23 protein-coding genes, 1 pseudogene and 1 riboswitch are annotated in these 26011 nt (G+C 71.1%); of the genes and pseudogenes, 20 read left to right on the forward strand and 4 right to left on the reverse strand.

All coding sequences use genetic code 11. The features are described from left to right. Positions 1 to 75: 75 nt before the first annotated feature. Positions 76 to 1071, reverse strand: coding sequence for a UDP-glucose 4-epimerase GalE (gene galE / locus J7E88_RS04095; protein ID WP_215177217.1), 996 nt, complete (start codon positions 1069 to 1071; stop codon positions 76 to 78). Positions 1072 to 1738: 667 nt separating this feature from the next. On the opposite strand from galE, the gene J7E88_RS04100 reads away from it, so the two are divergent. From J7E88_RS04100 to J7E88_RS04185, 18 genes and pseudogenes are all read left to right on the forward strand, one after another. Next, positions 1739 to 3553, forward strand: a complete 1815-nt coding sequence (locus J7E88_RS04100) for a DUF5941 domain-containing protein (protein ID WP_215177493.1) — start codon at positions 1739 to 1741, stop codon at positions 3551 to 3553. Beyond that, positions 3550 to 4287 carry a sugar phosphate nucleotidyltransferase gene (locus J7E88_RS04105; RefSeq protein WP_215177219.1) on the forward strand — a complete coding sequence of 246 codons (738 nt, stop codon included), beginning with the start codon at positions 3550 to 3552 and terminating at the stop codon, positions 4285 to 4287. Before J7E88_RS04100 ends, J7E88_RS04105 begins: the two co-directional genes overlap by 4 nt. Further along, the gene (locus J7E88_RS04110; RefSeq protein ID WP_215177221.1) at positions 4275 to 5336 is read left to right on the forward strand and encodes an iron-containing alcohol dehydrogenase family protein; all 1062 of its coding nucleotides are present in this window, start codon (positions 4275 to 4277) and stop codon (positions 5334 to 5336) included. The genes J7E88_RS04105 and J7E88_RS04110 overlap by 13 nt, the downstream gene beginning before the upstream one ends. Continuing rightward, positions 5314 to 6093 (forward strand): CDP-alcohol phosphatidyltransferase family protein, encoded by a 780-nt coding sequence (locus J7E88_RS04115; RefSeq protein ID WP_215177223.1) that lies wholly within the window; start codon positions 5314 to 5316, stop codon positions 6091 to 6093. Before J7E88_RS04110 ends, J7E88_RS04115 begins: the two co-directional genes overlap by 23 nt. Then, positions 6090 to 6974, forward strand: coding sequence for a glycosyltransferase family 2 protein (locus tag J7E88_RS04120; RefSeq protein WP_215177226.1), 885 nt, complete (start codon positions 6090 to 6092; stop codon positions 6972 to 6974). Before J7E88_RS04115 ends, J7E88_RS04120 begins: the two co-directional genes overlap by 4 nt. A gap of 90 nt (positions 6975 to 7064) precedes the next feature. Continuing rightward, a complete protein-coding gene (locus J7E88_RS04125) occupies positions 7065 to 7994 on the forward strand; it encodes an ABC transporter permease (RefSeq protein WP_215177228.1) in 930 nt (309 codons plus the stop codon). Continuing rightward, positions 7987 to 8802, forward strand: coding sequence for an ABC transporter ATP-binding protein (locus tag J7E88_RS04130; RefSeq protein WP_215177230.1), 816 nt, complete (start codon positions 7987 to 7989; stop codon positions 8800 to 8802). The genes J7E88_RS04125 and J7E88_RS04130 overlap by 8 nt, the downstream gene beginning before the upstream one ends. Positions 8803 to 9211: 409 nt before the next feature. Beyond that, the gene (gene hpnC / locus J7E88_RS04135) at positions 9212 to 10126 is read left to right on the forward strand and encodes a squalene synthase HpnC (protein WP_215177233.1); all 915 of its coding nucleotides are present in this window, start codon (positions 9212 to 9214) and stop codon (positions 10124 to 10126) included. Then, positions 10123 to 11073 (forward strand): presqualene diphosphate synthase HpnD, encoded by a 951-nt coding sequence (gene hpnD / locus J7E88_RS04140; RefSeq protein WP_215177243.1) that lies wholly within the window; start codon positions 10123 to 10125, stop codon positions 11071 to 11073. The genes hpnC and hpnD overlap by 4 nt, the downstream gene beginning before the upstream one ends. Before the next feature lie 574 nt (positions 11074 to 11647). Beyond that, on the forward strand, positions 11648 to 13033 hold the full coding sequence (hpnE, locus tag J7E88_RS04145; protein ID WP_215177247.1) for a hydroxysqualene dehydroxylase HpnE: 1386 nt from the start codon (positions 11648 to 11650) through the stop codon (positions 13031 to 13033). A gap of 38 nt (positions 13034 to 13071) precedes the next feature. Then, positions 13072 to 14157, forward strand: coding sequence for a polyprenyl synthetase family protein (locus J7E88_RS04150; RefSeq protein WP_215177495.1), 1086 nt, complete (start codon positions 13072 to 13074; stop codon positions 14155 to 14157). 133 nt (positions 14158 to 14290) lie between these two features. Beyond that, a complete protein-coding gene (gene shc / locus J7E88_RS04155; RefSeq protein ID WP_215177255.1) occupies positions 14291 to 16321 on the forward strand; it encodes a squalene--hopene cyclase in 2031 nt (676 codons plus the stop codon). Continuing rightward, on the forward strand, positions 16321 to 16986 hold the full coding sequence (locus tag J7E88_RS04160; protein WP_215177257.1) for a 1-hydroxy-2-methyl-2-butenyl 4-diphosphate reductase: 666 nt from the start codon (positions 16321 to 16323) through the stop codon (positions 16984 to 16986). The genes shc and J7E88_RS04160 overlap by 1 nt, the downstream gene beginning before the upstream one ends. A 5-nt stretch (positions 16987 to 16991) precedes the next feature. Then, positions 16992 to 18011: an adenosyl-hopene transferase HpnH gene (gene hpnH, locus J7E88_RS04165; protein ID WP_215177260.1), complete on the forward strand. Its 1020-nt coding sequence runs from the start codon at positions 16992 to 16994 to the stop codon at positions 18009 to 18011. A gap of 84 nt (positions 18012 to 18095) precedes the next feature. After that, positions 18096 to 18284: pseudogene (locus tag J7E88_RS35530) on the forward strand (1-deoxy-D-xylulose-5-phosphate synthase N-terminal domain-containing protein); the annotation flags it as partial. 195 nt (positions 18285 to 18479) lie between these two features. Continuing rightward, positions 18480 to 19874 (forward strand): aspartate aminotransferase family protein, encoded by a 1395-nt coding sequence (locus tag J7E88_RS04175; protein WP_215177264.1) that lies wholly within the window; start codon positions 18480 to 18482, stop codon positions 19872 to 19874. Between the two features lie 61 nt (positions 19875 to 19935). Further along, on the forward strand, positions 19936 to 20523 hold the full coding sequence (locus tag J7E88_RS04180) for a helix-turn-helix domain-containing protein (protein WP_215177266.1): 588 nt from the start codon (positions 19936 to 19938) through the stop codon (positions 20521 to 20523). A 22-nt stretch (positions 20524 to 20545) separates the two neighbouring features. Next, positions 20546 to 20710, forward strand: a complete 165-nt coding sequence (locus tag J7E88_RS04185) for a DUF6126 family protein (protein WP_251022143.1) — start codon at positions 20546 to 20548, stop codon at positions 20708 to 20710. 20 nt (positions 20711 to 20730) lie between these two features. Here the strand turns inward: J7E88_RS04185 and J7E88_RS04190 are convergent, their stop codons facing one another. After that, positions 20731 to 21543, reverse strand: a complete 813-nt coding sequence (locus tag J7E88_RS04190; protein ID WP_215177268.1) for a tyrosine-protein phosphatase — start codon at positions 21541 to 21543, stop codon at positions 20731 to 20733. A 779-nt stretch (positions 21544 to 22322) separates the two neighbouring features. Continuing rightward, a riboswitch (cyclic di-AMP (ydaO/yuaA leader) is annotated at positions 22323 to 22478 on the forward strand. A 4-nt stretch (positions 22479 to 22482) separates the two neighbouring features. Here J7E88_RS04190 and J7E88_RS04195 point away from each other — a divergent pair. Continuing rightward, positions 22483 to 23418 carry a LysM peptidoglycan-binding domain-containing M23 family metallopeptidase gene (locus J7E88_RS04195; RefSeq protein WP_215177270.1) on the forward strand — a complete coding sequence of 312 codons (936 nt, stop codon included), beginning with the start codon at positions 22483 to 22485 and terminating at the stop codon, positions 23416 to 23418. Between the two features lie 158 nt (positions 23419 to 23576). Next, positions 23577 to 24368 (forward strand): SGNH/GDSL hydrolase family protein, encoded by a 792-nt coding sequence (locus J7E88_RS04200; RefSeq protein WP_215177272.1) that lies wholly within the window; start codon positions 23577 to 23579, stop codon positions 24366 to 24368. Between the two features lie 105 nt (positions 24369 to 24473). Here J7E88_RS04200 and J7E88_RS04205 read toward each other — a convergent pair whose 3' ends face one another. After that, entirely contained in the window at positions 24474 to 25094 is a 621-nt protein-coding gene (locus tag J7E88_RS04205; RefSeq protein ID WP_215177274.1) for a TetR/AcrR family transcriptional regulator, read from the reverse strand. A gap of 78 nt (positions 25095 to 25172) precedes the next feature. Beyond that, positions 25173 to 25856, reverse strand: coding sequence for a carboxymuconolactone decarboxylase family protein (locus J7E88_RS04210; protein ID WP_308307273.1), 684 nt, complete (start codon positions 25854 to 25856; stop codon positions 25173 to 25175). Positions 25857 to 26011: the final 155 nt, after the last annotated feature.

A 26011-nucleotide genomic window follows, 5' to 3' on the forward strand; every position in this document is an offset into this window, starting at 1 on the left:
GGTCAACACGGCACTGAACACCGTTGTCATATGCTCTGACCTGCGGAAATGCTGGCAGGGCAGATGCCTGTGCGATCAGTCGGCCGCAGTGGTCGCAGCGGCGGTCGGGTGTCGGCGAAGCCAGCCCTCCCAGGCGGACTCGACCATTTCACGGACCCCGTACGAGGCCGTCCAGCCCAGTTCCTTGGTGATCAGATCGACCGAGGCGACCGCCTTCGCGGCGTCCCCGGCCCTGCGCTCCTCGACCACGGGCACGAAGGGGCGGCCGGTGACCTCGCGCACCAGATCGGCGAGCTCGCGCACCGAGACCCCCACCCCGCGGCCGATGTTCACCGTCAGATCACCGGCGGCGTCCGGTCCGGCCAGCCGCCGGGCCACGGCCAGATGCGCGTCGGCCAGATCCGCGACATGGATGTAGTCGCGGATGCAGGTGCCGTCCGGGGTCGGATAGTCCGCGCCGAAGATGCGGGGGGCCTCGCCGCGGGTGATCCGGTCGAAGAACATCGGGATGATGTTGAACACGCCCGTGTCCGCCAGCTCGGGGCCGGCCGCGCCCGCCACGTTGAAGTACCGCAGGCAGGCCGTGGCCAGCCCGTGTGCCCGACCCGTCGCCCGGACCAGCCACTCGCCCGTGAGCTTTGTCTCCCCGTACGGGTTGATCGGCTCGCAGGGGGCGCTCTCCGGGACCAGGTCCGTTCCCGGCACCCCGTAGACGGCGGCCGAGGAGGAGAACAGGAACCGCCGTACGCCCGCCGCGACGACCGCCTCCAGCAGCACGGTCAGGCCGTGCACGTTCTCCCGGTAGTAGCGCAGCGGCTGCTCGACGGACTCCCCGACCTGTTTCTTGGCCGCGAGATGGACGACGCCGGTGACGGAGTGCGCGGCCAGCGTGCGGGCCACGAGCTCCTGGTCGAGCACGGAGCCGCGCACCAGCGGGACGCGCGCCGGCAGCCGCTCGGGGATACCCGAGGAAAGGTCGTCGAGCACCACGATCCGCTCACCGGCCGCCGCCATGGCGTGCGCCACATGCGCGCCGATGTATCCCGCTCCACCTGTGATCAGCCACGTCATGACGGCAACCCTAGGGGGTGTCCGCGCCCGGCCCGTCCCCTCCTGGCCGGTCCAGGCCAGGTGCGCGGTGGGGTCCGCCCGCTTTCGCCGGGCCGCCTCGCACAGATGGGCAGACCCTTGGCCGGACCGGGTGCCTTGCCTGGGGAGAGCATCTGTCCACTTCGGGCCGGGTGCCTCGTCCCGTGACAGGGCTCGTTCCCGGGCTGGGGCCCGGTGCGCGTCTGAGATCCGCCCACTTTCGCCGGGCCGGGGCCCGGTGCGCGTGCGGGATCCGCCCGCTTTCGCCGGGCTCGGTGCCTGGCGCACCGACGGATGGTTCGTCCTCATTTGACGGGTTCGGCCGCCTCGCCCCCGGGCGGAAGTCCATCCCCTCCCCGGCCGGGTCGCCACAGACGAAGGCCCCCCTTCCGCCGGGCCCGGCACCCCGCGGCACGACGGGTCGCCCCCCGCCCGCCGGGCCGGGGCCCGGTGCGCGGGCGGGGGGCCGTCCGCGGTTTGTCCGGCGAGGCGGTGATCGACCATGATGATCTCGGCGGGCTTCCCAGGCGTGAACGGCCGATGAATTCCCGCGTCCTTCCATCCGATAGCCTCGGCCGACGTGCCGCCGCCCGGCGACCGGGCCGAGCCACCGTGTCTCCGCACCGTCAGCTCCAAGGAGTGAGTTCGTCTGTCGACCGCCATCCTCACCGGTACGCCGGTACCCGGATCGCCGCTCGAAGGCGATCTGCGGTCGCTGGGCTTCGACGTGCGCGTCGCAGGCGGCCCCGAGCACACCGCGGCCCTGGTCACGGCCGTGCCCGCGGGCGAGCGGATCGCCCTCGTCGACCCCCGGTTCGTGGGGCATGTGCATGCCCTGCGGCTGGCGCTGACCGACCCGCGTTTCCCGGCCGCCGCCGTCACCGGAGCACTGACCGCCCAGCCCGCCGCCCGCGCCGCGCTCGACACGGCCGTGCGCACGATCACGGCGACCGTGCCCGCCGGTGCGGCCGCCGTCACCGGTGACGGGCTCGTGGACGACGTCGTCACGGCCCTGGAGGACGCTGGCACCACCGTGCACCGCCCCGACCTGGGCTCCCTGGTCGCCGAGGTGCCCGCCGGAGCGCAGGACAGGCACCGCGTCCGCGCGGCGGTCGAGGCCGTCGACGACGAGGCCGTCCGGCTGCGGTCCGCCGTCAAGGCACGCGACGGCTTCTTCACGACCTTCTGCATCAGCCCGTACTCCCGCTACATCGCCCGCTGGTGCGCGCGCCGCGGGCTGACCCCGAACCAGGTCACCACCGCCTCGCTGCTCACCGCGCTGATCGCCGCCGGATGCGCGGCGACCGGCACCCGCCTCGGTTTCGTCGCGGCCGGCCTGCTGCTGCTCGTCTCCTTCGTCCTGGACTGCACGGACGGCCAGCTGGCCCGCTACTCGCTGCAGTACTCGACGATGGGCGCCTGGCTGGACGCCACCTTCGACCGGGCCAAGGAGTACGCGTACTACGCGGGCCTCGCCCTCGGCGCCGCCCATGGTGGCGACGACGTGTGGGCGCTCGCTCTCGGCGCCATGGTCCTGCAGACCTGCCGGCACGTCGTCGACTTCTCGTTCAACGAGGCCAACCACGACGCCACCGCGAACACGAGTCCCACCGCCGCCCTGTCCAGCAAGCTCGACAGCGTCGGATGGACGGTGTGGGTGCGCCGGATGATAGTGCTGCCGATCGGCGAGCGCTGGGCCATGATCGCGGTGCTCACGGCCCTGACCACGCCGCGGATCGTCTTCTGGGCGCTGCTCGTCGGCTGCTCGCTCGCCGCCTGCTACACCACCGCGGGCCGCGTGCTGCGCTCGCTCACCCGCAGGGCCCACCGCACCGACCGCGCCGCCCAGGCGCTCGCGGACCTCGCCGACTCCGGCCCCCTCGCCGCTTCGGTGGCGCGTGCCGTGGCGCAGCGGGTGCGCAACCTGCCCGGACTCATACCGCTCTCCGCCGCCGTCACCGGTGCGGCCGCCGTTCTTGCCACGGCCGGCTTCACCGGCTTCGGATCCGTCTGGACCGTCGCCGCGGCCGCCGTGTACGCCGTCACCTCGGGCATCGCGGTCGCGCGGCCCCTCAAGGGGGCCCTCGACTGGCTGGTGCCCCCGGTGTTCCGGGCCGCCGAATACGGCACCGTCCTGATCCTCGCCGCTCACGCAGAGGTGAACGGGGCACTACCGGCAGCTTTCGGGCTGGTGGCGGCCGTCGCCTACCATCACTACGACACGGTGTACCGCATACGCGGTGGCACGGGCGCGCCCCCGCACTGGCTCGTGCGGGCGATCGGCGGGCACGAGGGGCGGGTCCTGGCGGTCGCGCTGCTGGCCTTCCTGCTGAACAACACGGACTTCACCATCGCGCTGACGGTCATCGCCGTGGCCGCCGCGCTCGTGGTGCTGGCCGAGAGCATCCGCTTCTGGGTGTCCTCGGGCGCACCCGCAGTACATGACGAAGGAGAACCCGCATGATCGGCCTCGTACTGGCAGCCGGTGCCGGAAGGCGTCTTCGCCCCTACACCGACACGCTTCCGAAGGCCCTCGTGCCTGTGGACGGGGACACCACCGTCCTCGACCTCACCCTCGGCAACTTCGCCGAGATCGGGCTCACCGAGGCCGCGATCGTCGTCGGCTACCGCAAGGAGGCCGTCTACGAGCGCAAGGCGGCGCTGGAGGCGAAGTACGGCCTGAAGCTCACCCTCGTCGACAACGACAAGGCCGAGGAGTGGAACAACGCCTACTCCCTGTGGTGCGCCCGTGACGTTCTCGCCGAGGGCGTCATCCTCGCCAACGGCGACACCGTGCACCCCGTCTCCGTCGAGAAGACGCTGCTCGCCGCCCGCGGCGACGGCCGGAGGATCATCCTCGCCCTCGACACGGTGAAGCACCTCGCCGACGAGGAGATGAAGGTCGTCACCGCGGACGGAAAGGGCGTCCGGCGGATCACCAAGCTGATGGACCCCGAGGCCGCCACCGGCGAGTACATCGGTGTCACTCTCATCGAGCCCGACGCGGCGGCCGACCTTGCCGACGCGCTGAAGACCACCTTCGAACGGGACCCCGACCTCTACTACGAGGACGGCTACCAGGAGCTCGTCGACCGCGGTTTCACGATCGACGTGGCCCCCATCGGGGACGTCAAGTGGGTCGAGATCGACAACCACGACGACCTCGCGAAGGGCCGTGAGATCGCGTGCCTGTACTGACCCGGCTCATCCCGTCACCTGTCGTCGTCGACATCCGCGCGGGAGCCCTGGACGATCTGGCCTCGCTCCTCGCCGACCAGCGCATCTCCGCATCCGGCAAGCTCGCCTTCGCCGTCAGCGGCGGCTCCGGCCAGGCGCTGCGCGAGCGCCTGGAACCCGCGCTGCCGGGCGCCGACTGGTACGAGGTCAGCGACGGCACCATCGACTCGGCCGTCAAGCTGGCCGACGACATAAAGGGCAGGCGGTACGACGCGGTCGTGGGCCTCGGCGGCGGGAAGATCATCGACGTGGCGAAGTACGCCGCGGCCCGGGTCGGCCTCCCGCTCGCCGCCGTCGCGACGAACCTCGCACACGACGGCCTGTGCTCCCCGATCTCCATCCTCGACAACGACAACGGCCGCGGCTCCTACGGAGTCCCGTCGCCCATCGCCATGGTCATCGACCTCGACGTGGTCCGCGACGCCCCCGTGCGCTTCGTCCGCTCCGGCATCGGCGACGCGATCTCCAACATCTCGGCGATCGCCGACTGGGAGCTCGCACACCGCGTCAACGGCGAACCGGTCGACGGCCTCGCCGCCGCCATGGCCCGCACCGCGGGCGAGGCCGTGCTGCGCCACCCCGGCAGCGTCGTCGACGACGAGTTCCTCACCGTCCTCGCCGAGGCCCTGGTCCTCTCCGGCATCGCCATGTCGATCAGCGGCGACTCCCGCCCCTCCTCGGGCGCCTGCCACGAGATCAGCCACGCCTTCGACCTCCTCTACCCCAAGCGGGCCGCCAGCCACGGCGAGCAGGTGGGACTCGGCGCCGCGTTCGCGATGCACCTGCGCGGCGCGCGCGAGGACGCGGCCGAGTTCGCCGACGTGCTGCGCCGGCACGGGCTGCCGGTGCTGCCGCAGGAGATCGGGTTCTCCACGGAGGAGTTCGTCCGCGCCGTGGAGTACGCACCGCAGACCCGCCCGGGACGGTTCACCGTCCTGGAGCACCTCGACCTCACCGACGACCAGATCAGGGACGCGTACGCCGACTATGCCAAGACCATCCGTAGCTGAACTCCGACCGGTCGTTCACCCGGCGGGTGTGAAGGACCGGCGCAGCGGAGAGCACTGGGGCGGCCGCCTGTACATGCGCGAGATCTCCCTGCGCATCACCCGCATCCTGGTCACCACCAAGGTCACGCCGAACCAGCTGACCTACCTGATGACCGTCTTCGGCGTCCTCGCGGCCCCGGCCCTGCTGGTGCCCGGGATCTGGGGCGCGGTGCTCGGTGTGGTGGCGGTCCAGCTCTACCTGCTGCTCGACTGCGTCGACGGCGAGGTGGCCCGCTGGAAGAAGCAGTTCTCGCTCGGCGGGGTCTACCTGGACCGGGTCGGGGCGTATCTGTGTGATGCCGCGGTCCTCGTCGGCTTCGGTCTGCGCGCCGCCGACCTGTGGGGGCCCGGACGGGTCGACTGGCTGTGGGCGTTCCTCGGCACCCTGGCCGCCCTCGGCGCCATCCTCATCAAGGCCGAGACCGACCTCGTCGGCGTCGCCCGTCACCAGGGCGGGCTGCCGCCGGTCAAGGAGGCGGCGTCCGAGCCGCGCTCGTCCGGCATGGCGCTGGCCCGCAGGGCGGCAGCGGCGCTGAAGTTCCACCGGCTCGTCCTCGGGATCGAGGCCTCCCTGCTGATCCTGCTCCTGGCGATCCTGGACACCGTCAGGGACGACCTGTTCTTCTCGCGCCTCGGTGTGGCAGTCCTCGCCGGCATCGCCCTGCTGCAGACACTGCTGCACCTGGTCTCGATCCTGGCGTCGAGCAGGCTGAAATGACGGCTCCGCTCAAGCTGGGCGCGGTCGTCATCACCATGGGCAACCGCCCCGACGAACTGCGCGCACTCCTCGACTCGGTCGCCGAGCAGCACGGCGACCGGATCGAGGTCGTGGTCGTCGGCAACGGTGCCCCCGTGCTCGACGTCCCCGAGGGCGTGCGGACCGTGGATCTGCCCGAGAACCTGGGTATCCCCGGCGGACGCAACGTGGGCATCGAGGCGTTCGGACCGTCCGGCAGGGACGTGGACGCCCTGCTCTTCCTCGACGACGACGGTCTGCTCGCGGGCGCCGACACCGGGGAGCTGGTGCGGCAGGCCTTCGAGGCCGACCCGGAGCTGGGCATCATCAGCTTCCGTATCGCCGACCCGGAGACCGGACTGACCCAGCGGCGCCACGTGCCGCGGCTGCGGGCCTCCGACCCGCTGCGCTCCTCGCGCGTGACAACCTTCCTCGGCGGCGCCAACGCCGTGCGGACCAAGGTCATCGAGGAGGTCGGCGGCCTGCCCGACGAGTTCTTCTACGCCCATGAGGAGACCGACCTCGCCTGGCGTGCGCTGGACGCGGGGTGGAACATCGACTATCGCGCGGACATCGTCCTGCTTCACCCCACGCTGCCGCCGTCGCGGCACGCGGTCTACCACCGCATGGTGGCCCGCAACCGCGTGTGGGTCGCCCGGCGCAACCTGCCCGCGCCGCTCATCCCCCTCTACCTGGGGGTCTGGGTGCTGCTCACCCTGCTGCGCCGCCCCACGGCGCCCGCGCTGAAGGCGTGGTTCAGAGGGTTCGCGGAGGGGTGGCGGACCCCTTGCGGGCCGCGCCGTCCCATGAAGTGGCGTACTGTGTGGCGGCTCACCCGGCTGGGCCGACCTCCTGTCATCTGACAAGCTCGGTTCTGAGAGCATCTGGGCCGAGGCCCGAGGACACACGGAGCCCCGAACTGCCGCGCATCTTGAACACGAAAGTTTCAACTTGTGAGTGACACAACCCATGACGGTGCCATCGCGATGAGCCCCACGCCGTCACCCGACGACGGCCTCTCGCCGGCACAGCTCGCCGCCAAGTACGGGCTGTCGGTCAGCGGCGCCCGTCCTGGCCTGGCCGAGTACGTCAGACAGCTGTGGGGGCGGCGCCACTTCATCCTGGCCTTCTCGCAGGCCAAGCTCACGGCTCAGTACAGCCAGGCGAAGCTCGGCCAGCTGTGGCAGGTGGCGACCCCGCTGCTCAACGCGCTGGTCTACTTCCTGATCTTCGGGCTGATCCTCAAGGCCAGCCGGGGCATGCCGGTCGAGGTCTATGTGCCGTTCCTGGTGACCGGTGTGTTCGTGTTCACCTTCACCCAGAGTTCGGTGATGGCCGGTGTCCGGGCGATCTCGTCGAACCTGGGTCTGGTGCGCGCCCTGCACTTCCCCCGCGCCTCGCTGCCCGTCTCCTTCGCGCTGCAGCAGCTCCAGCAGCTGTTGTTCTCCATGATCGTGCTGGTCGTCATCGTGGTGGCCTTCGGCAGCTACCCCACCTGGTCGTGGCTGCTGGTCGTCCCGGCACTCGCCCTGCAGTTCGTGTTCAACACCGGCCTGGCCCTGATCATGGCGCGGCTGGGTTCGAAGACCCCGGACCTCGCCCAGCTGATGCCGTTCGTCATGCGGACCTGGATGTACGCCTCGGGCGTGATGTTCTCCATTCCGATCATGCTCGCGGACCGGCCGGCCTGGATCGCGGACGTCCTGATGTACAACCCGGCGGCCCTGTACATGGACCTCGTCCGGTTCGCGCTGATCGACGGCTACGGCTCGGAGAACCTGCCCTCGCACGTGTGGGGGTCGGCCGTTGCCTGGGCGGTCGTGATCGGCTTCGCGGGCTTCGTGTACTTCTGGAAGGCTGAGGAGCGTTACGGCCGTGGCTGACGACAAGAACGACAACAACTGCGGTGCCCGCGTCAACTCCGATGCCCGCGTCCCGACCGTCATCGCGGACGACGTGCACATCGTCTACCGCGTCAACGCGGGCAGCGGTGGCAGGGGGAGCGCCACCGCCGCCCTGAGCCGGATCCTGCGCCGCGAAAAGGGCGAGTCCCGCGGGGTGCGCAAGGTGCACGCCGTGCGCGGTGTGTCCTTCACCGCGTACCGCGGCGAGGCGATCGGACTGATCGGCACCAACGGCTCCGGCAAGTCGACCCTGCTGCGGGCGATCGCCGGTCTGCTGCCCGCCGAGAGCGGCAAGGTCTACACGGACGGCCAGCCCTCCCTGCTCGGCGTCAACGCCGCGCTGATGAACGACCTCACGGGCGAGCGGAACGTCATACTCGGCGGCCTGGCCATGGGCATGTCGCGCGAGGAGATCCGCGAGCGCTACCAGAGCATCGTCGACTTCTCGGGCATCAACGAGAAGGGCGACTTCATCACCCTGCCCATGCGCACGTACTCCTCCGGCATGGCGGCCAGGCTCCGTTTCTCCATCGCCGCAGCCAAGGACCACGACGTCCTCATGATCGACGAGGCGCTGGCCACCGGCGACCGCCGCTTCCAGATCCGTTCCGAGGAGCGCATCCGCGAGCTCCGCAAGGAGGCCGGCACGGTCTTCCTGGTCAGCCACAGCAACAAGTCGATCAGGGACACCTGCGACCGGGTGCTGTGGCTGGAGAAGGGCGAGCTGCTGATGGACGGCCCGACCGACGAGGTCATCAAGGCGTACGAGAAGGAGACCGGCAAGTAGCCGCGTCCACACCCGGGCGCCCTTCCGCCGGCCGAGGTGGCGGGGCCTTCGTGCGCAGCTCCCTGCCACCGCGGATTCGCGCGGATCGTCGAACAATGATCAAGTTCGGTGTGCGCAGGGAAGGTTGCGCGATTCGCGGTGTCGATGCCGGGCGCGCGCGGCACCCCGGAGCCGCATCGCACGGTGTACCACGTAAGGTGTACCGGAGTTGATTCGCGGCAAGTGCGGCGATTTCTCCTCTCCCCTCCTGGTGCAGGCGACCGTCGGGGGCAGGGAAACGCGGCGGCGTGTCCGAAATGGGATGTATTGGTTCGGAGTGTAGAACGGGAGATGTGACGGCCATGACGGGATCTCTCCAGCTCCGCGAGGTCTGCGCCGTCCCCGTCCCCGTCGCGGTGGGCAGTGTGCAATGACAGCCGCCCGGGAGACATGCCAGGCGCCCACCCGCGCCACGCTCGACAAGGCTGACGACGAGAACTTCTCCGTAGCCCCCTTCTTCCTCCCGCGCGCCTGGCGCGACGACCTCATGGCCGTCTACGGATACGCCCGGCTCGTCGACGACATCGGTGACGGCGACCTCGCTCCCGGCGGCGCCGACGCCCGCCGGCTCGGCGTCGCGCCCGACGCGGCCGGTGACCCGCTCGTCCTCCTCGACGCCTTCGAGGCCGACCTGCACCGCGTCTTCGACCCGGCCCGCACCCCGCAGCACCCGCTGCTGCGCGCCCTGCGCCCCACCGTCCGCCGCCGCTCGCTCACCCCCGAGCCCTTCCTCGGCCTCATCGCCGCCAACCGGCAGGACCAGCTCGTACGCCGGTACGAGACCTGGGACGACCTGGTGGCCTACTGCGAACTGTCGGCCAACACCGTCGGCCGGACGGTCCTGGAGATCACCGGTACGACGAGCCCCGAGCGCATCCGCCGCTCCGACGCCGTGTGCACCGCACTGCAGATCGTCGAGCACCTCCAGGACGTCGCCGAGGACCTCGCGCGCGACCGCGTCTACCTGCCTGCCGAGGACCTCGAGCGCTTCCGTGTCACCGAGGCGGACCTCGCCGCCCCGACGGCGAACGCCTCGGTGCGGGCGCTGATCGCCTACGAGGCCCAGCGGGCCCGCGACCTCCTCGACGAGGGCACGGCGCTGGTGGGCAGCGTCCACGGCAGGCTGCGACTGCTCCTCGCGGGATTCGTCGGCGGTGGGCGCGCCGCCCTCGCCGCGATCGCCGCGGCCGGACATGATGTGCTGCCCGGACCACCCAAAGCCGCAAAGGCCCATGTGCTGCGCGAAACGGGAGTGGTCTTGCGAAGAGCGCGTAGAGAGGGATGAACCGGACGATGGAGGGATCGCCCCAGATGCCCGCGCCGGTGCAGGCCGCGTACAGCTACTGCGAGGCCGTGACCGGGCAGCAGGCCCGCAACTTCGCCTACGGAATCCGGCTGCTGCCGACCGACAAGCGCCAGGCCATGTCGGCGCTGTACGCGTTCTCCCGGCGCGTCGACGACATCGGTGACGGTGCCCTGAGGCCCGAGGCGAAGCGCGCCCGGCTGGAGGACACCCGCAGTCTGCTCGACCGCGTCCGCAACGGGACCGTCGACCACAACGACACCGACCCCGTCGTCGTCGCGCTCGCCGACGCGGCGCGGCGCTTCCCTCTTCCGCTGGGCGGACTCGACGAGCTCATCGACGGTGTCCTGATGGATGTACGCGGCGAGGAGTACGAGACCTGGGACGAGCTCAAGGTCTACTGCCGCTGCGTCGCGGGCGCCATCGGCAGGCTCTCGCTCGGCGTGTTCGGCACCCAGCCGGGCGCGCGCGGCGCAGAACGCGCCGCGGAGTACGCCGATACGCTCGGGCTGGCCCTGCAACTGACCAACATCCTCCGCGACCTTCGCGAGGACGCCGCCAACGGGCGCAGCTATCTGCCCGCCGACGACCTCGCGAAGTTCGGCTGCTCCGAAGGCTTCCACAGCACGACCCCGCCTGCCGGGGCCGACTTCGCGGGACTGGTCCACTTCGAAGTGCGCCGCGCCCGCGCGCTGTTCGCCGAGGGCTACCGGCTGCTGCCCATGCTCGACCGCCGCAGCGGCGCCTGCGTCGCCGCCATGGCCGGCATCTACCGCCGGCTGCTCGACCGCATCGAGCGCGACCCCGATGGGGTGCTGCGCGGCCGGGTCTCCCTGCCGGGTCGCGAGAAGGCCTACGTCGCGGTCCGCGGCCTCTCGGGCCTCGACGCCCGCACCATCGGCCGCCGCACCCTGGGAGGACGCGCGTGATGCGGACCGCTGCCCGCACCACGCGCGGCCCCGCCCTGTGCCCGCCGCGGCCGCCCGCCGGGCCGACGGCCCACCCGCAGGTCGCACGCGCCCGCGCGGCGATGCCCGGGCCCGTCACGCGGGCGATGGAGCCGGGCGGGCTGTGGCCGCAGAGGCCGTGCGCGGGTCGCCGGGTCAGGGGTGGCGTGCCGCTCGGGCCGGTGCGCGCCCGCGTGGGGGTACCGCAGGTCGGACGCGTGCTGGGCATCCAGCTGCCCGGTCCCGCGGCGGAGCCCGGCGGGTCGCGGCCGCAGCGACTGCGCACGCTTCGCTCGCTCACAGGTGGCGCGCCGCTCGGGACGGTGCGCCCCCCGGCGACGGAGCCGCAGGCCGTGCCCGGGTCCCACGTGCCCGCGCGCGTGGTGGAGCCGGGCGGGCGGCCGCGCACAGCGGGGGCGGCCGCCCGCCCCGGCGGAGCGCGTCACCGCGTGGCCGAGCCCGGAGGGGCGCCGTCTACCCGGATGCGCCGAGCCGCCTCCCGCGCGGTGACGGACGCGGGAGGCATGTCCGTGGCGCGCCCGAGGAGGGAGAGCCGATGACGGGCGACGACCCCCTCGCCCCGCACGCCGTGGTCGTCGGCGGCGGAATCGCCGGCGTCACCGCCGCGCTGGAACTCGCCGACGCCGGACTCGAGGTCACCCTCCTGGAGGGACGGCCGCGTCTCGGCGGACTCGCGTTCTCCTTCCGCCGCGGCGACCTCACCGTCGACAACGGCCAGCACGTATACCTGCGCTGCTGCACCGCCTACCGCTGGTTCCTCGACCGGATCGACGCCGCCGGCCTCGCGCCCGTACAGGACCGGCTGGACGTGCCCGTGCTGGACGTGGCGGCCCCCGGAGGGCCGCGGCTCGGCCGGCTGCGGCGCACCGCGCTGCCCGTGCCGCTGCACCTCGCGGGCGGCCTCGCCGCCTACCCGCACCTCTCGCTCGCCGAGCGCGCCGGTGTCGCACGCGCCGCGATGGCCCTGAACAGGATCGATCCGGCCGACCCCGCGCTGGACGGCATCGACTTCGCCACCTGGCTCGGCCGCCACGGCCAGTCCCCGCGCGCCGTCGCCGCCCTGTGGGACCTCGTCGGCGTGGCCACGCTCAACGCCCGTGCGCCCCACGCCTCCATGGCGCTCGCCGCCATGGTCTTCAGGACGGGACTGCTCTCCGAGCCCGGAGCCGCCGACATCGGCTGGGCGCGCGTCCCCCTCGGCGAACTGCACGACACCCTCGCCCGCAAGGCTCTCGACTCGGCAGGCGTACGCACCGAACTGTCCACCCGAGTACGGGGGATCACCCGCGCCGAAGGCGGACGCTGGCAGGTGTCGGCCGGCGGCGAGACGCTCCACGCCGACGCGGTCGTCCTCGCCGTGGCGCAGCGCGAGGCCCATGCGCTGCTGCCGGAGGGGGCGATGGAGGACCGCGACCGGCTGCTGGACATCGGTACCGCACCCATCCTCAACGTCCATGTCCTGTACGACCGCAAGGTGCTGCGCCGCCCGTTCTTCGCCGCACTAGGCACGCCCGTCCAGTGGGTCTTCGACCGCACCGAGGCCTCCGGATTCTCGGGCGGCCAGTACCTGGCCCTGTCCCAGTCTGCCGCCGAGGACGAGATCGACGACCCGGTCGCCGTTCTGCGCGCACGGTATCTGCCGGAACTGCAGCGGCTGTTGCCCGCGGCCCGCGGCGCACGGGTACACGATTTCTTCGTCACCCGGGAGCGGACGGCGACTTTCGCCCCCGCTCCCGGCGTCGGCCGTCTGCGGCCGGGTGCGCGAACGTGCGCCCCCGGCCTGTACCTTGCTGGCGCGTGGACTGCCACCGGCTGGCCCGCGACCATGGAGGGCGCCGTGCGCAGCGGGTTCAGTGCCGCCGGTGCTGCGCTCTTCGCGCTCGGCCGCCGCCATGAACATCCGCTCAAGGAGGCGGCGTGAGCACCAGTACTGGAACCAGAGGAGTAAGCGTGCCGACAGTGCCCTCGGCGAACCCGGCTGAAGACACCGCACAGACCGCCAGGACCGCGCACGACACGGACATCGCCGCGCTGCTGGAGCGCGGTCGCACCCTGTCCACGCCCGTGCTGCGCGCGGCCGTGAACCGGCTCGCCCCGCCCATGGACACCGTGGCCGCCTACCACTTCGGCTGGATCGACGCCGAGGGCCGCCCCTCGGACGGCGACGGCGGCAAGGCGGTGCGCCCCGCGCTCGCGCTGCTGTCCGCGGAGGCGGCCGGCGCGGCGCCGGAGGTCGGGATCCCCGGCGCTGTCGCGGTCGAGCTCGTGCACAACTTCTCGCTCCTGCACGACGACCTGATGGACGGCGACGAGCAGCGCAGGCACCGCGACACGGTGTGGAAGGTGCACGGCCCCGCACAGGCCATCCTCGTGGGCGACGCCCTCTTCGCCCTGGCCAATGAACTCCTGCTGGAGATGGGCACGGTGGAGGCGGGCCGCGCCACCCGCCGCCTGACCACCGCGACGCGCAAGCTCATCGACGGCCAGGCCCAGGACATCTCCTACGAGCACCGCGAGCGGGTCACCGTCGAGGAGTGCCTGGAGATGGAGGGCAACAAGACCGGCGCACTGCTGGCCTGCGCCGTCTCCATCGGCGCCGTTCTCGGCGGGGCCGACGACCGTACCGCCGACACCCTGGAGGCGTACGGCTACCACCTCGGCCTGGCCTTCCAGGCGGTGGATGATCTGCTCGGCATCTGGGGCGACCCCGTCGCCACCGGAAAGCAGACCTGGAGCGACCTGCGCCAGCGCAAGAAGTCCCTGCCGGTCGTCGCCGCGCTCGCCGCCGGCGGCCCGGCCTCGCAGCGCCTCGGCACACTGCTGGCGGCCGACGCCAAGAGCAACGACTTCGACAGCTTCTCCGAGGAGGAGTTCGCCATCAGGGCGGCCCTGATCGAGGAGGCGGGCGGCCGTGAGTGGACCTCCCAGGAGGCCCGCCGCCAGCACGGAACCGCGATCGAGGCCCTCGACGGTGTGGACATGCCGGAAACGGTTCGGGCGCAGCTCGTCGCGCTCGCGGACTTCGTCGTCGTACGAAAGAGATGATCACCATCACACGCCGCACCGGGCGGAGTATCAGCCGCACCATATGAAGCGCGTCGCCGGCCGGTGACCTCACAGTCACCGGCCGACGTCAGACCCCAGCTCAGCAGAGAACCACTGCAACGAAGGGGAAGCCATGACAGCGACGACCGACGGAAGCGGCCGACCCCTGCGGGCCTCCGCCGCCACTGCCGTCAGCACCACCGACACCACTGCCACCACTGCCGCGGGAGCCAAGAGCGCGGCCGACGTTCGCGAGGCCGCCGGGAAAGCCGTGGAACGGGCGGTCGACCATCTGCTCAAACGCCAGGACGCCCAGGGCTGGTGGAAGGGCGATCTCGAGACCAATGTGACGATGGACGCGGAGGACCTGCTGCTGCGGCAGTTCCTCGGCATCCAGGACGAGCGGACCACTGCGGCATCCGCCCGCTTCGTACGCGGCCGGCAGCGCGAGGACGGCACCTGGGCCACTTTCCACGGCGGTCCCGGCGAGCTGTCCACCACCATCGAGGCGTACGTCGCCCTGCGCCTGGCCGGGGACCGTCCCGACGACCCGCACATGCAGCGCGCGGCGGCCTGGATCCGCGGCCAGGGCGGCATCGCCGCCGCCCGCGTCTTCACCAGGATCTGGCTCGCGCTGTTCGGCTGGTGGAAGTGGGAGGACCTGCCCGAACTCCCGCCGGAACTGATCTTCCTGCCGAAGTGGTTCCCGCTGAACATCTACGACTTCGGCCAATGGGCACGGCAGACCGTCGTCCCGCTCACCGTCGTCTCCGCCAAGCGGCCCGTGCGTCCGGCGCCGTTCGCGCTGGACGAGCTGCACACCGACCCCGACAACCCCAAGCCGGCCAAAGCGCTTGCCCCCGCGTCGAGTTGGGACGGTTTCTTCCAGCGCGCCGACAAGGCCCTGCACCTCTACCACAAGGTCGCGCCGCGCCGTCTGCGCCGTACCGCCATGAACAGCGCGGCCCGCTGGATCATCGAGCGGCAGGAGAACGACGGCTGCTGGGGCGGCATCCAGCCGCCCGCCGTGTACTCCGTGATCGCGCTGTACCTGCTCGGCTACGACCTCCAACACCCGGTGATGCGGGCCGGCCTGGAGTCGCTGGACCGGTTCGCCGTCTGGCACGAGGAGGACGGGGTGGCCGTCCGCATGATCGAGGCGTGCCAGTCGCCCGTGTGGGACACCTGTCTCGCCACCATCGCGCTGGCCGACGCGGGCCTGCCCGCCGACCATCCGGCGCTGGTCAAGGCCGCCGACTGGATGCTCAGCGAGCAGGTCGTGCGGCCCGGCGACTGGGCCGTGCGCAGGCCCGGACTCACGCCCGGCGGCTGGGCGTTCGAGTTCCACAACGACAACTACCCCGACATCGACGACACCGCCGAGGTGATCCTCGCCCTGCGCAGGGCCGGTCACCCCGATCAGGAGCGCCTGGAGGCGGCCGTCCAGCGCGGCGCCCGCTGGACCCTCGGCATGCAGTCCCGCAACGGCGCCTGGGGCGCGTTCGACGCCGACAACACCAGCGCGTTCCCCAACCGGCTGCCCTTCTGCGATTTCGGCGAGGTGATCGACCCGCCGTCCGCGGACGTCACCGCGCACGTCGTGGAGATGCTGGCGTACGAGGGCAAGGCCGGCCACCCGCGGACCCGCCGTGCCATCGAATGGCTGCTCGCCGAACAGGAGCAGAACGGTGCCTGGTTCGGCCGCTGGGGCGTCAACTACCTCTACGGAACAGGGTCCGTAGTCCCCGCGCTGACCGCCGCAGGACTGCCCGTGTCCCACCCGGCCGTCCGCCGGGCTGTCTCTTGGCTCGAGTCCGTGCAGAACGAGGACGGCGGCTGGGGCGAGGACCTGAGGTCCTACCGGGAGGAGAAGTGGATCGGACACGGCCCCTCCACCGCCTCCCAGACCGCCTGGGCGCTGCTCGCGCTGATTGCGGCGGGGGAGCAGGAGGGCAGGGCCGTCCAGCGGGGCATCGCCTGGCTCGCCGGCACCCAGCGCCCGGACGGCTCCTGGGACGAGCCGCAGTTCACGGGCACCGGCTTCCCGTGGGACTTCTCCATCAACTACCACCTCTACCGGCAGGTCTTCCCGCTCACCGCGCTGGGCCGCTTCGTGCACGGCGAACCGCTCGCCGCCCGCGCGCACGCTCGCAAGGGGGGCTGATGGGCCGTCCCCCGGAGCCGTCCGGCTCCGCTGCCCGGCTGCTCGTCGCCTGTGCGCTCGGCATCGAGAAGGCCGCCCTGCGCAGCGGTGTCCGCGCCCTCGACCAGGAGGGCCGGACCGGCGAGGTCACGGTGCTGCGCACCGGGATGGGGCCGGTCAACGCGGCACGGGCCGTGCTCGCCGCCTGCGCGAGCGGCCCGCTGCGCGAAGCCGCCGTCGTCGCCTCCGGCTTCTGCGCGGGGCTGGCTCCGGGCATGCACCCGGGTGACCTCGTCGTCGCGGACGAGACACGCATCGACGAGGTCACCACCGCGTGCACCGGTTCCCAGCTGCTGCGCAGGGCGGTGGCCAGGGCCGTACCGGGGCGCACCGTGCACGGGGGCCTGCTGACGGGCGCCGACCACGTGGTGCGGGGGCCCGAGCGGGCCAGGCTGGAGGCGACCGGCGCGATCGCCGTCGACATGGAGTCGGCGGTCACCCTGAGCAGCGCGTTGCGCGCCGGTCCCCGTCCGGTTGCGGCCGTCCGGGTGGTCGTGGACGCTCCGGAGCACGAACTGGTCCGAATCGGCACGGTACGCGGTGGAATATCAGCTTTCCGTGTTCTGCGTGCCGTCCTTCCCGCTTTCTATGAATGGCACCGTTCTTTGCTGCTCCCCAGGAGGTGAGCCAGATGGCCATGCCGCTCCGCCAGACCATCAGGGTCGGGACCTATCTCTTCGAACAGAAGCTTCGCGGGCGTGAGAAGTTCCCGCTGATCGTGGAGCTCGAACCACTGTTCGCCTGCAATCTCGCGTGCGAGGGGTGCGGGAAGATCCAGCACCCCGCCGGCGTGCTCAAGCAGCGGATGCCGGTGGCGCAGGCCGTCGGGGCGGTGTTGGAGTCCGGGGCGCCGATGGTCTCGATCGCCGGCGGCGAGCCACTGATGCATCCCCAGATTCATGAAATCGTCCGCCAGTTGGTGAGCAAGAAGAAGTACGTCTTCCTGTGCACCAATGCGCTGCTGCTGCGCAAGAAGATCGAGAACTTCACGCCGTCCCCGTACTTCGCCTTCGCCGTGCACATCGACGGACTGCGTGAGCGGCACGACGAGTCGGTTGCCAAGGAGGGCGTCTTCGACGAGGCCGTGGAGGCGATCAAGGAGGCCAAGCGCCGCGGCTTCCGGGTCACCACCAACTCGACCTTCTTCAACACCGACACACCCCAGACCGTCATCGAGGTCCTCAACTACCTCAACGACGACCTCAAGGTCGACGAGTTGATGATCTCGCCCGCCTACGCCTACGAGAAGGCTCCCGATCAGGAGCACTTCCTCGGCGTGGAACAGACCCGCGAGCTGTTCAGGAAGGCGTTCGCGGGCGGCAACCGGCGGCGCTGGCGGCTCAACCACTCTCCGCTCTTCCTCGACTTCCTCGAAGGCAAGGCCGACTTCCCCTGCACGGCCTGGGCCATCCCCAACTACTCGCTCTTCGGCTGGCAGCGTCCCTGCTACCTGATGAGCGACGGCTACGTCCCCACCTACCGCGAGCTCATCGAGGAGACCGACTGGAGCAAGTACGGCCGCGGCAAGGACCCGCGCTGCGCCAACTGCATGGCGCACTGCGGCTACGAACCGACCGCCGTGCTCGCCACCATGGGCTCGCTCAAGGAGTCCCTGCGCGCGGCCCGCGAGACGGTCAGCGGCAGCCGGTGACCTGACGGTGGCGACGCGCGGGCGGACCCGCCCGGGGGCCCGTCGTCCGCCGCCGAGTCGTTCTGCATGCGAAGGGGGCTGGACATGACGCTTCTCGAACCCATCCGGGGGCCGCGGGACCTGAAGGCGCTGACCCGGCCCGAGCCCGGCCGACTCACGGCGGAGATCCGTCAGTTCCCGATCCATGCGGTGGCCCGAACCGGCGGGCACCTCGGTCCCAACCCGGGCGTGGTCGAGCTCACCATCGCGCTCCACCGGGTCTTTGCAGCCCCGACCGTGGTCACCTCGCCACGGAGCCGGCGGCCGAGGCGATCGGGTCGACGGGACGGATCGGCCGGACGGACGTCCTGCACCGGGACGAGGCCGCCGCTCGCGGCGCGGCACCGCATGGTCGCCGTCGTTACGGACAACAGCCGCGGCGGCGCCCAGGACCGGCCCGCCACGGGCCCAGGCAAGGAGGACTGAGCGATGACCGAGGCGTCCAAGGGCTTCGACCTGGCGACACTGCTGGCCCGGCGCGGGGCCGAGCGCTATGAACTGCACGGCCTCCATCTCAACCACCAGCTCCCGCGCATGCTGCACACCATCGGCTTCGACAAGGTCTACGAGCGGGCCGAGGGCGCCTACTTCTGGGACGCCGACGGCAACGACTACCTCGACATGCTGGCCGGCTTCGGCGTCATGGCCCTCGGGCGCCACCATCCGGTCGTACGCAAGGCCCTGCACGACGTGCTCGACGCCTCGCTCCCCGATCTCACCCGCTTCGACTGCGCCCCGCTGCCGGGGCTGCTGGCGGAGAAGCTGCTCCTGCACACGCCGCATCTGGACCGGGTGTTCTTCGGCAACAGCGGGACGGAGGCGGTGGAGGCGGCGCTGAAGTTCGCCCGGTGCGCCACCGGCCGGCCGAGGATGCTGTACTGCTCGCACGCCTTCCACGGGCTGACCACGGGCTCCCTATCGGTCAACGGCGAGGCCGGATTCCGCGACGGCTTCGCCCCGCTGCTGCCGGACTCGGCGATCGAACTCGGCGATCTGGACGCACTGGAGCGGGAGTTGCTGCGCGGCGACGTCGCCGCCCTCATCGTCGAACCCGTCCAGGGCAAGGGAGTGGTGCCGAGCCCGCCGGGATTCCTGCGGGCCGCGCAGGAGCTCCTGCACCGGCACAAGGCGCTGCTCATCGCCGACGAGGTGCAGACGGGTCTCGGGCGGACGGGGGATTTCTACGCTTTCCAGTACGAAGCGGGCGTGGAGCCCGACCTGATCTGCGTCGCCAAGGCCCTGTCCGGTGGGTACATCCCCGTCGGCGCGACGCTCGGCAAGGACTGGATCTTCAAGAAGGTCTTCTCGTCCATGGACCGAGTGCTGGTGCACTCCGCCAGTTTCGGCTCCAACGCCCAGGCCATGGCCGCCGGGCTCGCCGTCCTGTCGGTGCTGGAGGACGAACAGGTCATCGCGAACGCCAGGGTGACCGGCGAGCTGCTGCGGGCGAGGCTCGCCGCGCTCGTGGACCGCTACGAACTGCTGAGGGACGTCCGCGGTCGCGGGCTGATGATCGGCATCGAGTTCGGCCGCCCCGAGTCGATCAGGCTGCGGAGCCGGTGGGCGATGCTGCAGGCCGCCCGGAAGGGACTGTTCGCCCAGATGGTCGTCGTACCGCTGCTGCAGAGGCATCGGATCCTCACACAGGTCTCCGGCGACCACATGGAAGTGATCAAGTTGATCCCGCCGCTGATCATCGGCGAACGCGAGGTGGACCGATTCGTAGAGGCGTTCACGGCCGTGATGGACGACGCACACAACGGCGGCGGGCTGATGTGGGACTTCGGCAAGACGCTGGTGAAACAGGCCATGGCGAACCGCTGAGCCGCTTTGCCACAGAGGCAAGAAACTTGCCTCTCGGGCAATGGGCTGGCGCAATGGACGCATGACCACTTCCGCCGCACCGACGGGCGAGGGGCTGCACCACGTCGCGCCCCGGTTGCGCGATCTGCGCCGCCGCCGCGGACTGACCCTCGAGGCCGCCGCCCAGCGCGCCGGGCTCTCCCCGGCCCATCTCTCCCGGCTGGAGACCGGAAACCGACAGCCCTCGCTGCCGATGCTTCTCGCCCTCGCCCGGATCTACGGTACGACGGTCGCCGAGGTGCTGGGCGAGCTCCCGCCCGAGCGCGAGCCCGTCATCCGGGCCGGCCGCCGTGAGCCCGCGACCGCCGACGGCTGGACGTACCACCAGGTCGGCGCCCCGGGCCGGGCCATGCAGGCCCTGCGGGTGGTCGTCCCGTACGGCGCCCAGGGCGATCTGGTCCGGGTGCACCCCGGCGAGGAGTGGCTGTATGTCGTCGGTGGACGGCTGCGCCTCGCTCTCGGGGATGCGGTCCACGAGCTGGCCCCGGGGGACAGCGCGCACTTCGACTCGCTCACGCCGCACCGCATCGCGGCCGCCTCGCCCGAAGGCGCCGAACTGCTCTTCGTGCACACCCTGCTGCAGAGCCCCGATCTCCTTCCGCACGCCTGACCCGAAGGTCGTGATCACGCACATGTGGGACCCCCTGGACAAGCCCCTGCCGGACACGCCCGAGAACAGGCGGGAGGAGCGCTTCCCGCGCGGCCTCGTCATCCGGCTGTTCGCCTACCTCGTGGCGGGGCACCTCATCGCCGCGTTCCTCTACCTGCTGTTCCTGGTGGGCGGCCAGAACCAGTAGGCACCCGCCGGGGCGACGGCTCAGCTCCCGTCGACGAGCCGTTCGCGCAGCCGCTCACGGGTCTCGGCGGAGAGCCCCAGCCCCTTCGACAGGTACTTCTCGGTGCCGCCCCAGGTCTCCTCGATCGTCTCGAACGCGGCGGACAGATAGGCGGCACGGGCGTCGAACAGCGGACTGAGCAGCTCCATGACCTCGGCGGACATGGCCTCGGGGGAGTCGTCACCGCGCTTGACCTTGTACCGGCGGTGCGGGTCGTTGGACTTCAGGTAGTCCGCCTCGATCGCGTCGCGCTCCACGCCCACGGCCAGCAGCGTCACCGCGATCGACAGGCCGGCGCGGTCCTTGCCCGCCGCACAGTGCATCAGCGCCGGGACGCTGTCCTCGGCCAGTGCGTGCAGGACGCGGCTGTGCTCGGCGGTCCGCTCCTTGATGATCATCCGGTAGGAGGCGATCATGCGCCCGGCGCCCTTGCCGTCGGCCAGGATCGACTTCAGCTGGTCGAGGTTGCCGTCCCGGACCATCTTCCAGAACTCCGCCCCGTCGGCCGGGTCGCTCAGCGGCAGGTTCACATTGCGCACGCCCGGAAGCTCGACGTCCGGGCCCTCCAGCCGCTGGTCCGCCGCGTTGCGGAAGTCGAAGATCGTGTGCAGCCCGAGCGAGGCGAGGAAGGCGGCGTCGCTCTCGGTCGCGTGCGCGAGGTGCCCGCTGCGGAAGAGCCGGCCGTGCCGCACCTGACCGCCGTCCACGGTCGGCAGTCCGCCCACGTCCCGGAAGTTTCGCACTCCGGCGAGCCGGGGTTCGGTCGACGGGGCCTGGGGCAGCTGCTGCGTCACGTGGACTCCTTCAGGTGACTGCTGTCGGCGCCGGTCGCCGACGATGGCGCGATCCGACGATACGGCACATGTTCATCGGCCAATCATCTCGCGAGCGCCGGTGCGTGCGGCAGGCGTCTCTGCCCAGCCGCGCCCCGGCTGCGGGGGCGCGCGGGGTCATGTGGGTCGCCCGGGGTGCGGCGAGGCGCCGCCCCCACTGGAGTCCATTCCGGAGCTCATTACGGGTTCTCCGCGCCCCATTTGACCTCCGGGGTGACGAGCGTGCCGAGTGATCAGGCTGCGAAGGGTATGGCCGCCGGGACCGATTCCCTTTGCGAGAGAGGGAGCTGCCGCCTTTCGCCGCGTGTTCCTGAAGGCGGCGGGCCGGTGAATTCACGGGGACGGGCAGGACGGCGGGGGACTGTGTCAGGGCCGAGCGGCGGCACGGGACGAAGTCGGGCGTTGCGGACGGAGCTTGATGACCAACTGGATGGTTAGGCAACCTTTTGCCTCTTCTGTCCGAATTGAGTCTTTACAGCTAACGTGCCCCGTCTACAGGGGAGATGGGGCACGGTCCGTGAGCAGGATCATATCCGTGACGGAACGTGCCCGGTTTCCCCGTATCAATTCCCTTGCCGACGAGGGAATTGACCGTTTTCCCTCCACGGAGGGTGACGGGAAAAGCGCCCCGGAATCGCGCCCGGCGGAGATCGGGAGAATTCGCGGCTTGTTACCGCCCGGTGTGCTCGCCTACGGTCACGCTCAATCCGGACGGATCGCCAAATCCTGCCGCCGACCGGAGCTCGAACCCACCCACGTGTGGCAGGAGCGGGGGACCCAGGTAGTACGCCGTATCGGAAATTTCGGACGGCTTGGGGTTAATTCGCGCAACCAGCGCGAACGGGCATCTCCAGCCCGAACCCGACAGCTCACCTCGCAGGCGCCGGAGAGGAATGCGTCATGCCCGGAAAGGGTAAGCACCGCCGTCCCAAGGCCAACCCCCTCACTCGCGGCTTCGTCGCCGCCGGTACGGGTGGTGCCGTCATAGCCCTGCCGCTGATCGGCGCCACCAGCGCCAACGCCGCGCCCGCCTCGGCCCCCGAAGCGGCTCCGCAGAAGGCCGCCGCCTCGGCACCGGCCTTCGCCGCCGCGGGCGCTCCGGCCGGCAAGAAGGCGCCGAAGACGTACACCGTCGTCGCCGGCGACTACCTGGCGAAGATCGCCGACGAGCAGGACGTCCGAGGCGGCTGGAAGCGTCTCTACAACGACAACCGTCGCGCCATCGGCGCCGACCCCGCGCTGATCCACCCGGGTCTCGAACTGACCATCGGCGCGAAGTCCACGGCGAAGAACGACCCGGAGCCGCGCGACGAGTCCAAGGCACGTTCCTCGCGCGACGCCTCGCGGACCGCCGCTCCGGCGCCGAAGGCCCCCACCAAGAAGGCCCCCGCCAAGAAGGCGTCGACCGAGAAGGCCGCCACCCCGGCCTCCTCCGGCTGGACCGCCCCGGTCGGGGGCGGCATCTCCACGCCGTACCGCGCCTCCGGTGCCATGTGGTCCAGTGGCTACCACACCGGCGTCGACTTCATCGCCGGAAGCGGCACCAGCGTGAAGTCCGTCGGCCCGGGTACCGTCGTCTCGGCCGGCTGGAGCGGTTCGTACGGCAACGAGGTCGTCATCCAGCACGGTGACGGCACCTACTCGCAGTACGCCCACCTCTCCTCCCTGTCCGTCTCCAGCGGTCAGAGCGTCTCGGGCGGCGAGCAGATAGGTCTGTCCGGTTCCACCGGCAACTCCACCGGTCCCCACCTGCACTTCGAGATCCGTACCAGCCCCTCGTACGGCTCGGACATCGACCCGGTGGCCTACCTGCGCCAGCACGGCGTCTCTGTCTGACCCGCAGTCAGGCGCGTGTCCCTCGTTCCGTCCGGCGGCGGAGCGGGGGATTCCGCGTATTCCGGCCCGGTCGAACGTCGACGGTGGCAAAGATCACTCCCCGTCAACCCCTCCTTACGGTCGCGTAGGTCACATCCGTGAAGGAAAGATGTGCTCTCGTGGCAGACGATTCGAGAACAGAGAACAAGGGCGCATTCGGGTCGTACGCGGCGATCGGTGACAGCTTCACCGAAGGCGTGGGAGACCCTGGTCCCGACGGGACGTACGTCGGCTGGGCGGACCGGTTCGCGGTGCTGCTCGCCGACCTCATGCCGGAGAACACCTTCCGGTACGCCAACCTCGCCGTACGAGGCCGTCTCCTCGACCAGATCGTCGAGGAGCAGGTCCCGAGGGCCAAGGAACTCGCCCCGGACCTGGTGACGTTCTGCGCCGGAGGCAATGACATCATCCGGCCGGGCAGCGACCCCGACGATGTGGCCGAGCGGTTCGAGCGGGCCGTCGCCGACCTCACGAGGTCGGTCGGCACCGTCATGGTGACCACCGGCTTCGACACGCGGGACGTGCCTGTCCTGCGCCATCTGCGCGGAAAGATCGCCACGTACACCGCGCACGTACGGGCCATCGCCGACCGCCACGACTGCCCCGTCCTCGACCTGTGGTCGCTCAAGTCCGTCCAGGACCGGCGCGCCTGGGACGCGGACCGTCTGCATCTGTCAGCCGAGGGCCACACCCGCGTCGCCCTGCGCGCCGCCCAGGTGCTCGGCCTCGATGTGCCCGCCGACCCCGACCAGGCCTGGCCGCCGCTGCCGCCGCGCGGCGCCCTCGAGGTGCGGCGCGACGACATCAACTGGGCGCGCGAGTACCTGGTGCCGTGGATCGGCCGGCGCCTGCGGGGCGAGAGCTCCGGCGACCACGTGGCGGCCAAGCGTCCGGACCTGCTGCCGCTCTGAAGGGCACGCCGAAGACCCGTCCCGAGACGGTACTGCGACCCAGCACGAGCAGGCCGAGTTCGCCGCACCGGTGGGACACACAAAGCCCGTGAAGTCCGCGGCGTGTCAGTGGGCCGTCGCCGTGAGCGCCGCGCGGTCCAAGCCCAGCTCGCGGGCCAGCGCCTCGTCCGTCCACTGCAGCATCGCCGCGCGGGTCAGCGAGCCCGCGTACGAGGTCATCTGCACGGCGAGCCCGTCGAGGAACGCCGTCAGACGCCAGGCCGCCGCCGCGGGGTCCTCGCACGGGAATTCCCCGGCCGCCGCGCCCTCCGCTATCACCTCGGTCAGCGCCGCCTTCCACTGCTGGTCGAGGGCGCGGGCGACCTCCCGCAGGGCCGGATCACGCAGCGACGCGGCCCAGGCGTCGATCCACAGCCGCCAGCCCTTGGCCTGCCCGGTCGGCGCGTACCACCGCACGGCGGCCCGCAGCCGGCGCAGCGCGGACGTGCGACGGCCCAGCAGTTTGCGCAGATGGGCCAGATCGGCATCGGCGGCGTGGGTGAACGCCGCAGCGACGAGCTGTTCCTTGGACGAGAAGTGGTAGAGCACCAGGGCGCTTGAGACGCCGAGTGAAGAGGCGACATCGGCGATCCGCACGGCCGCCACACCACGCTGTTCGATCTGCGCGACAGCCGCGTTCAGCAGTTCCTCACGCCGCTCCTGCACGCTCAACCGAATCCTGGCCACGGGCGTCACCCTACACAGCCGATCTTGGGCGAGATCGCTGCTTTACCGCACGGAACTCGCCCTGTTCGGCTCCGCCTCTCAGGCCGTCGTGCGGGCGGTTGGCGGCAGTGCGGCCGGGACCTCGCACTGGTCCTTGAAACCCTGGCTGGTCAGCCCCAGCGCCGAGTTGATGCGCGAGCGCAGGTTCTCGACGGCCACCATCGCCGTCAGCTCCACGTACGCCTCCTCGCCCAGTGCCGTGCACAGCCGCTCGGCCAGCTCGTCGGTGACCTCCGGCGGATTGGCGGTCATGGCTTCGGCGTACTCCAGGACGTCCCGCTCCAGCGGGGAGTAGGCATCGCTCTCGCGCCACACCGGCACATCGTGGAGTTTGCGTGCGTCCATCCCGCGCGTCCGGTTCTGCCAGTGGCCGAAGTCCAGGCACCAGCTGCAGCCGATCGACGCCGCGGCCGCCATGGTGGCGAGCGCCTTGAGGTCCTCGTCGAGCGCCTTCCACTTGGCGACCGACGTCTCCAGGCGCAGATCGGTGAAGAGCACCCGCCGGTGGTGTCCGAGCGCCCGGACCGGGTCGAGCGCCTTGCCGTACGTGCGCCTGGTGTACCACTCGATCGCACGCAGGAACAGGGAGCGGCGCGGTTCGAGGGAGATACGGGCCATGTCGGGCCTCCTGGGGTCGTCGTACGCGTCGTGGTCCACGCCGTCGTACGGGCCTTCGCGGTGTCCTTCACGGATACGACGGAGCCGCACACCGAGATGTGACATCGCGCTTCCGCACCGATTCCCATGGGAACCGGGACACGCGTCAGGAACACCTGCGCCGGGGCGCGCGTTGCCCGGTCATGACGGATCGGACGCACAGCAGGACACCCGGCGTGATGTGCGCGCCCGCACATAATGGACAGAGCCTCGAACATCAG

Source organism: Streptomyces sp. ISL-10 (assembly GCF_018614575.1).
GTDB lineage: Bacteria > Actinomycetota > Actinomycetes > Streptomycetales > Streptomycetaceae > Streptomyces.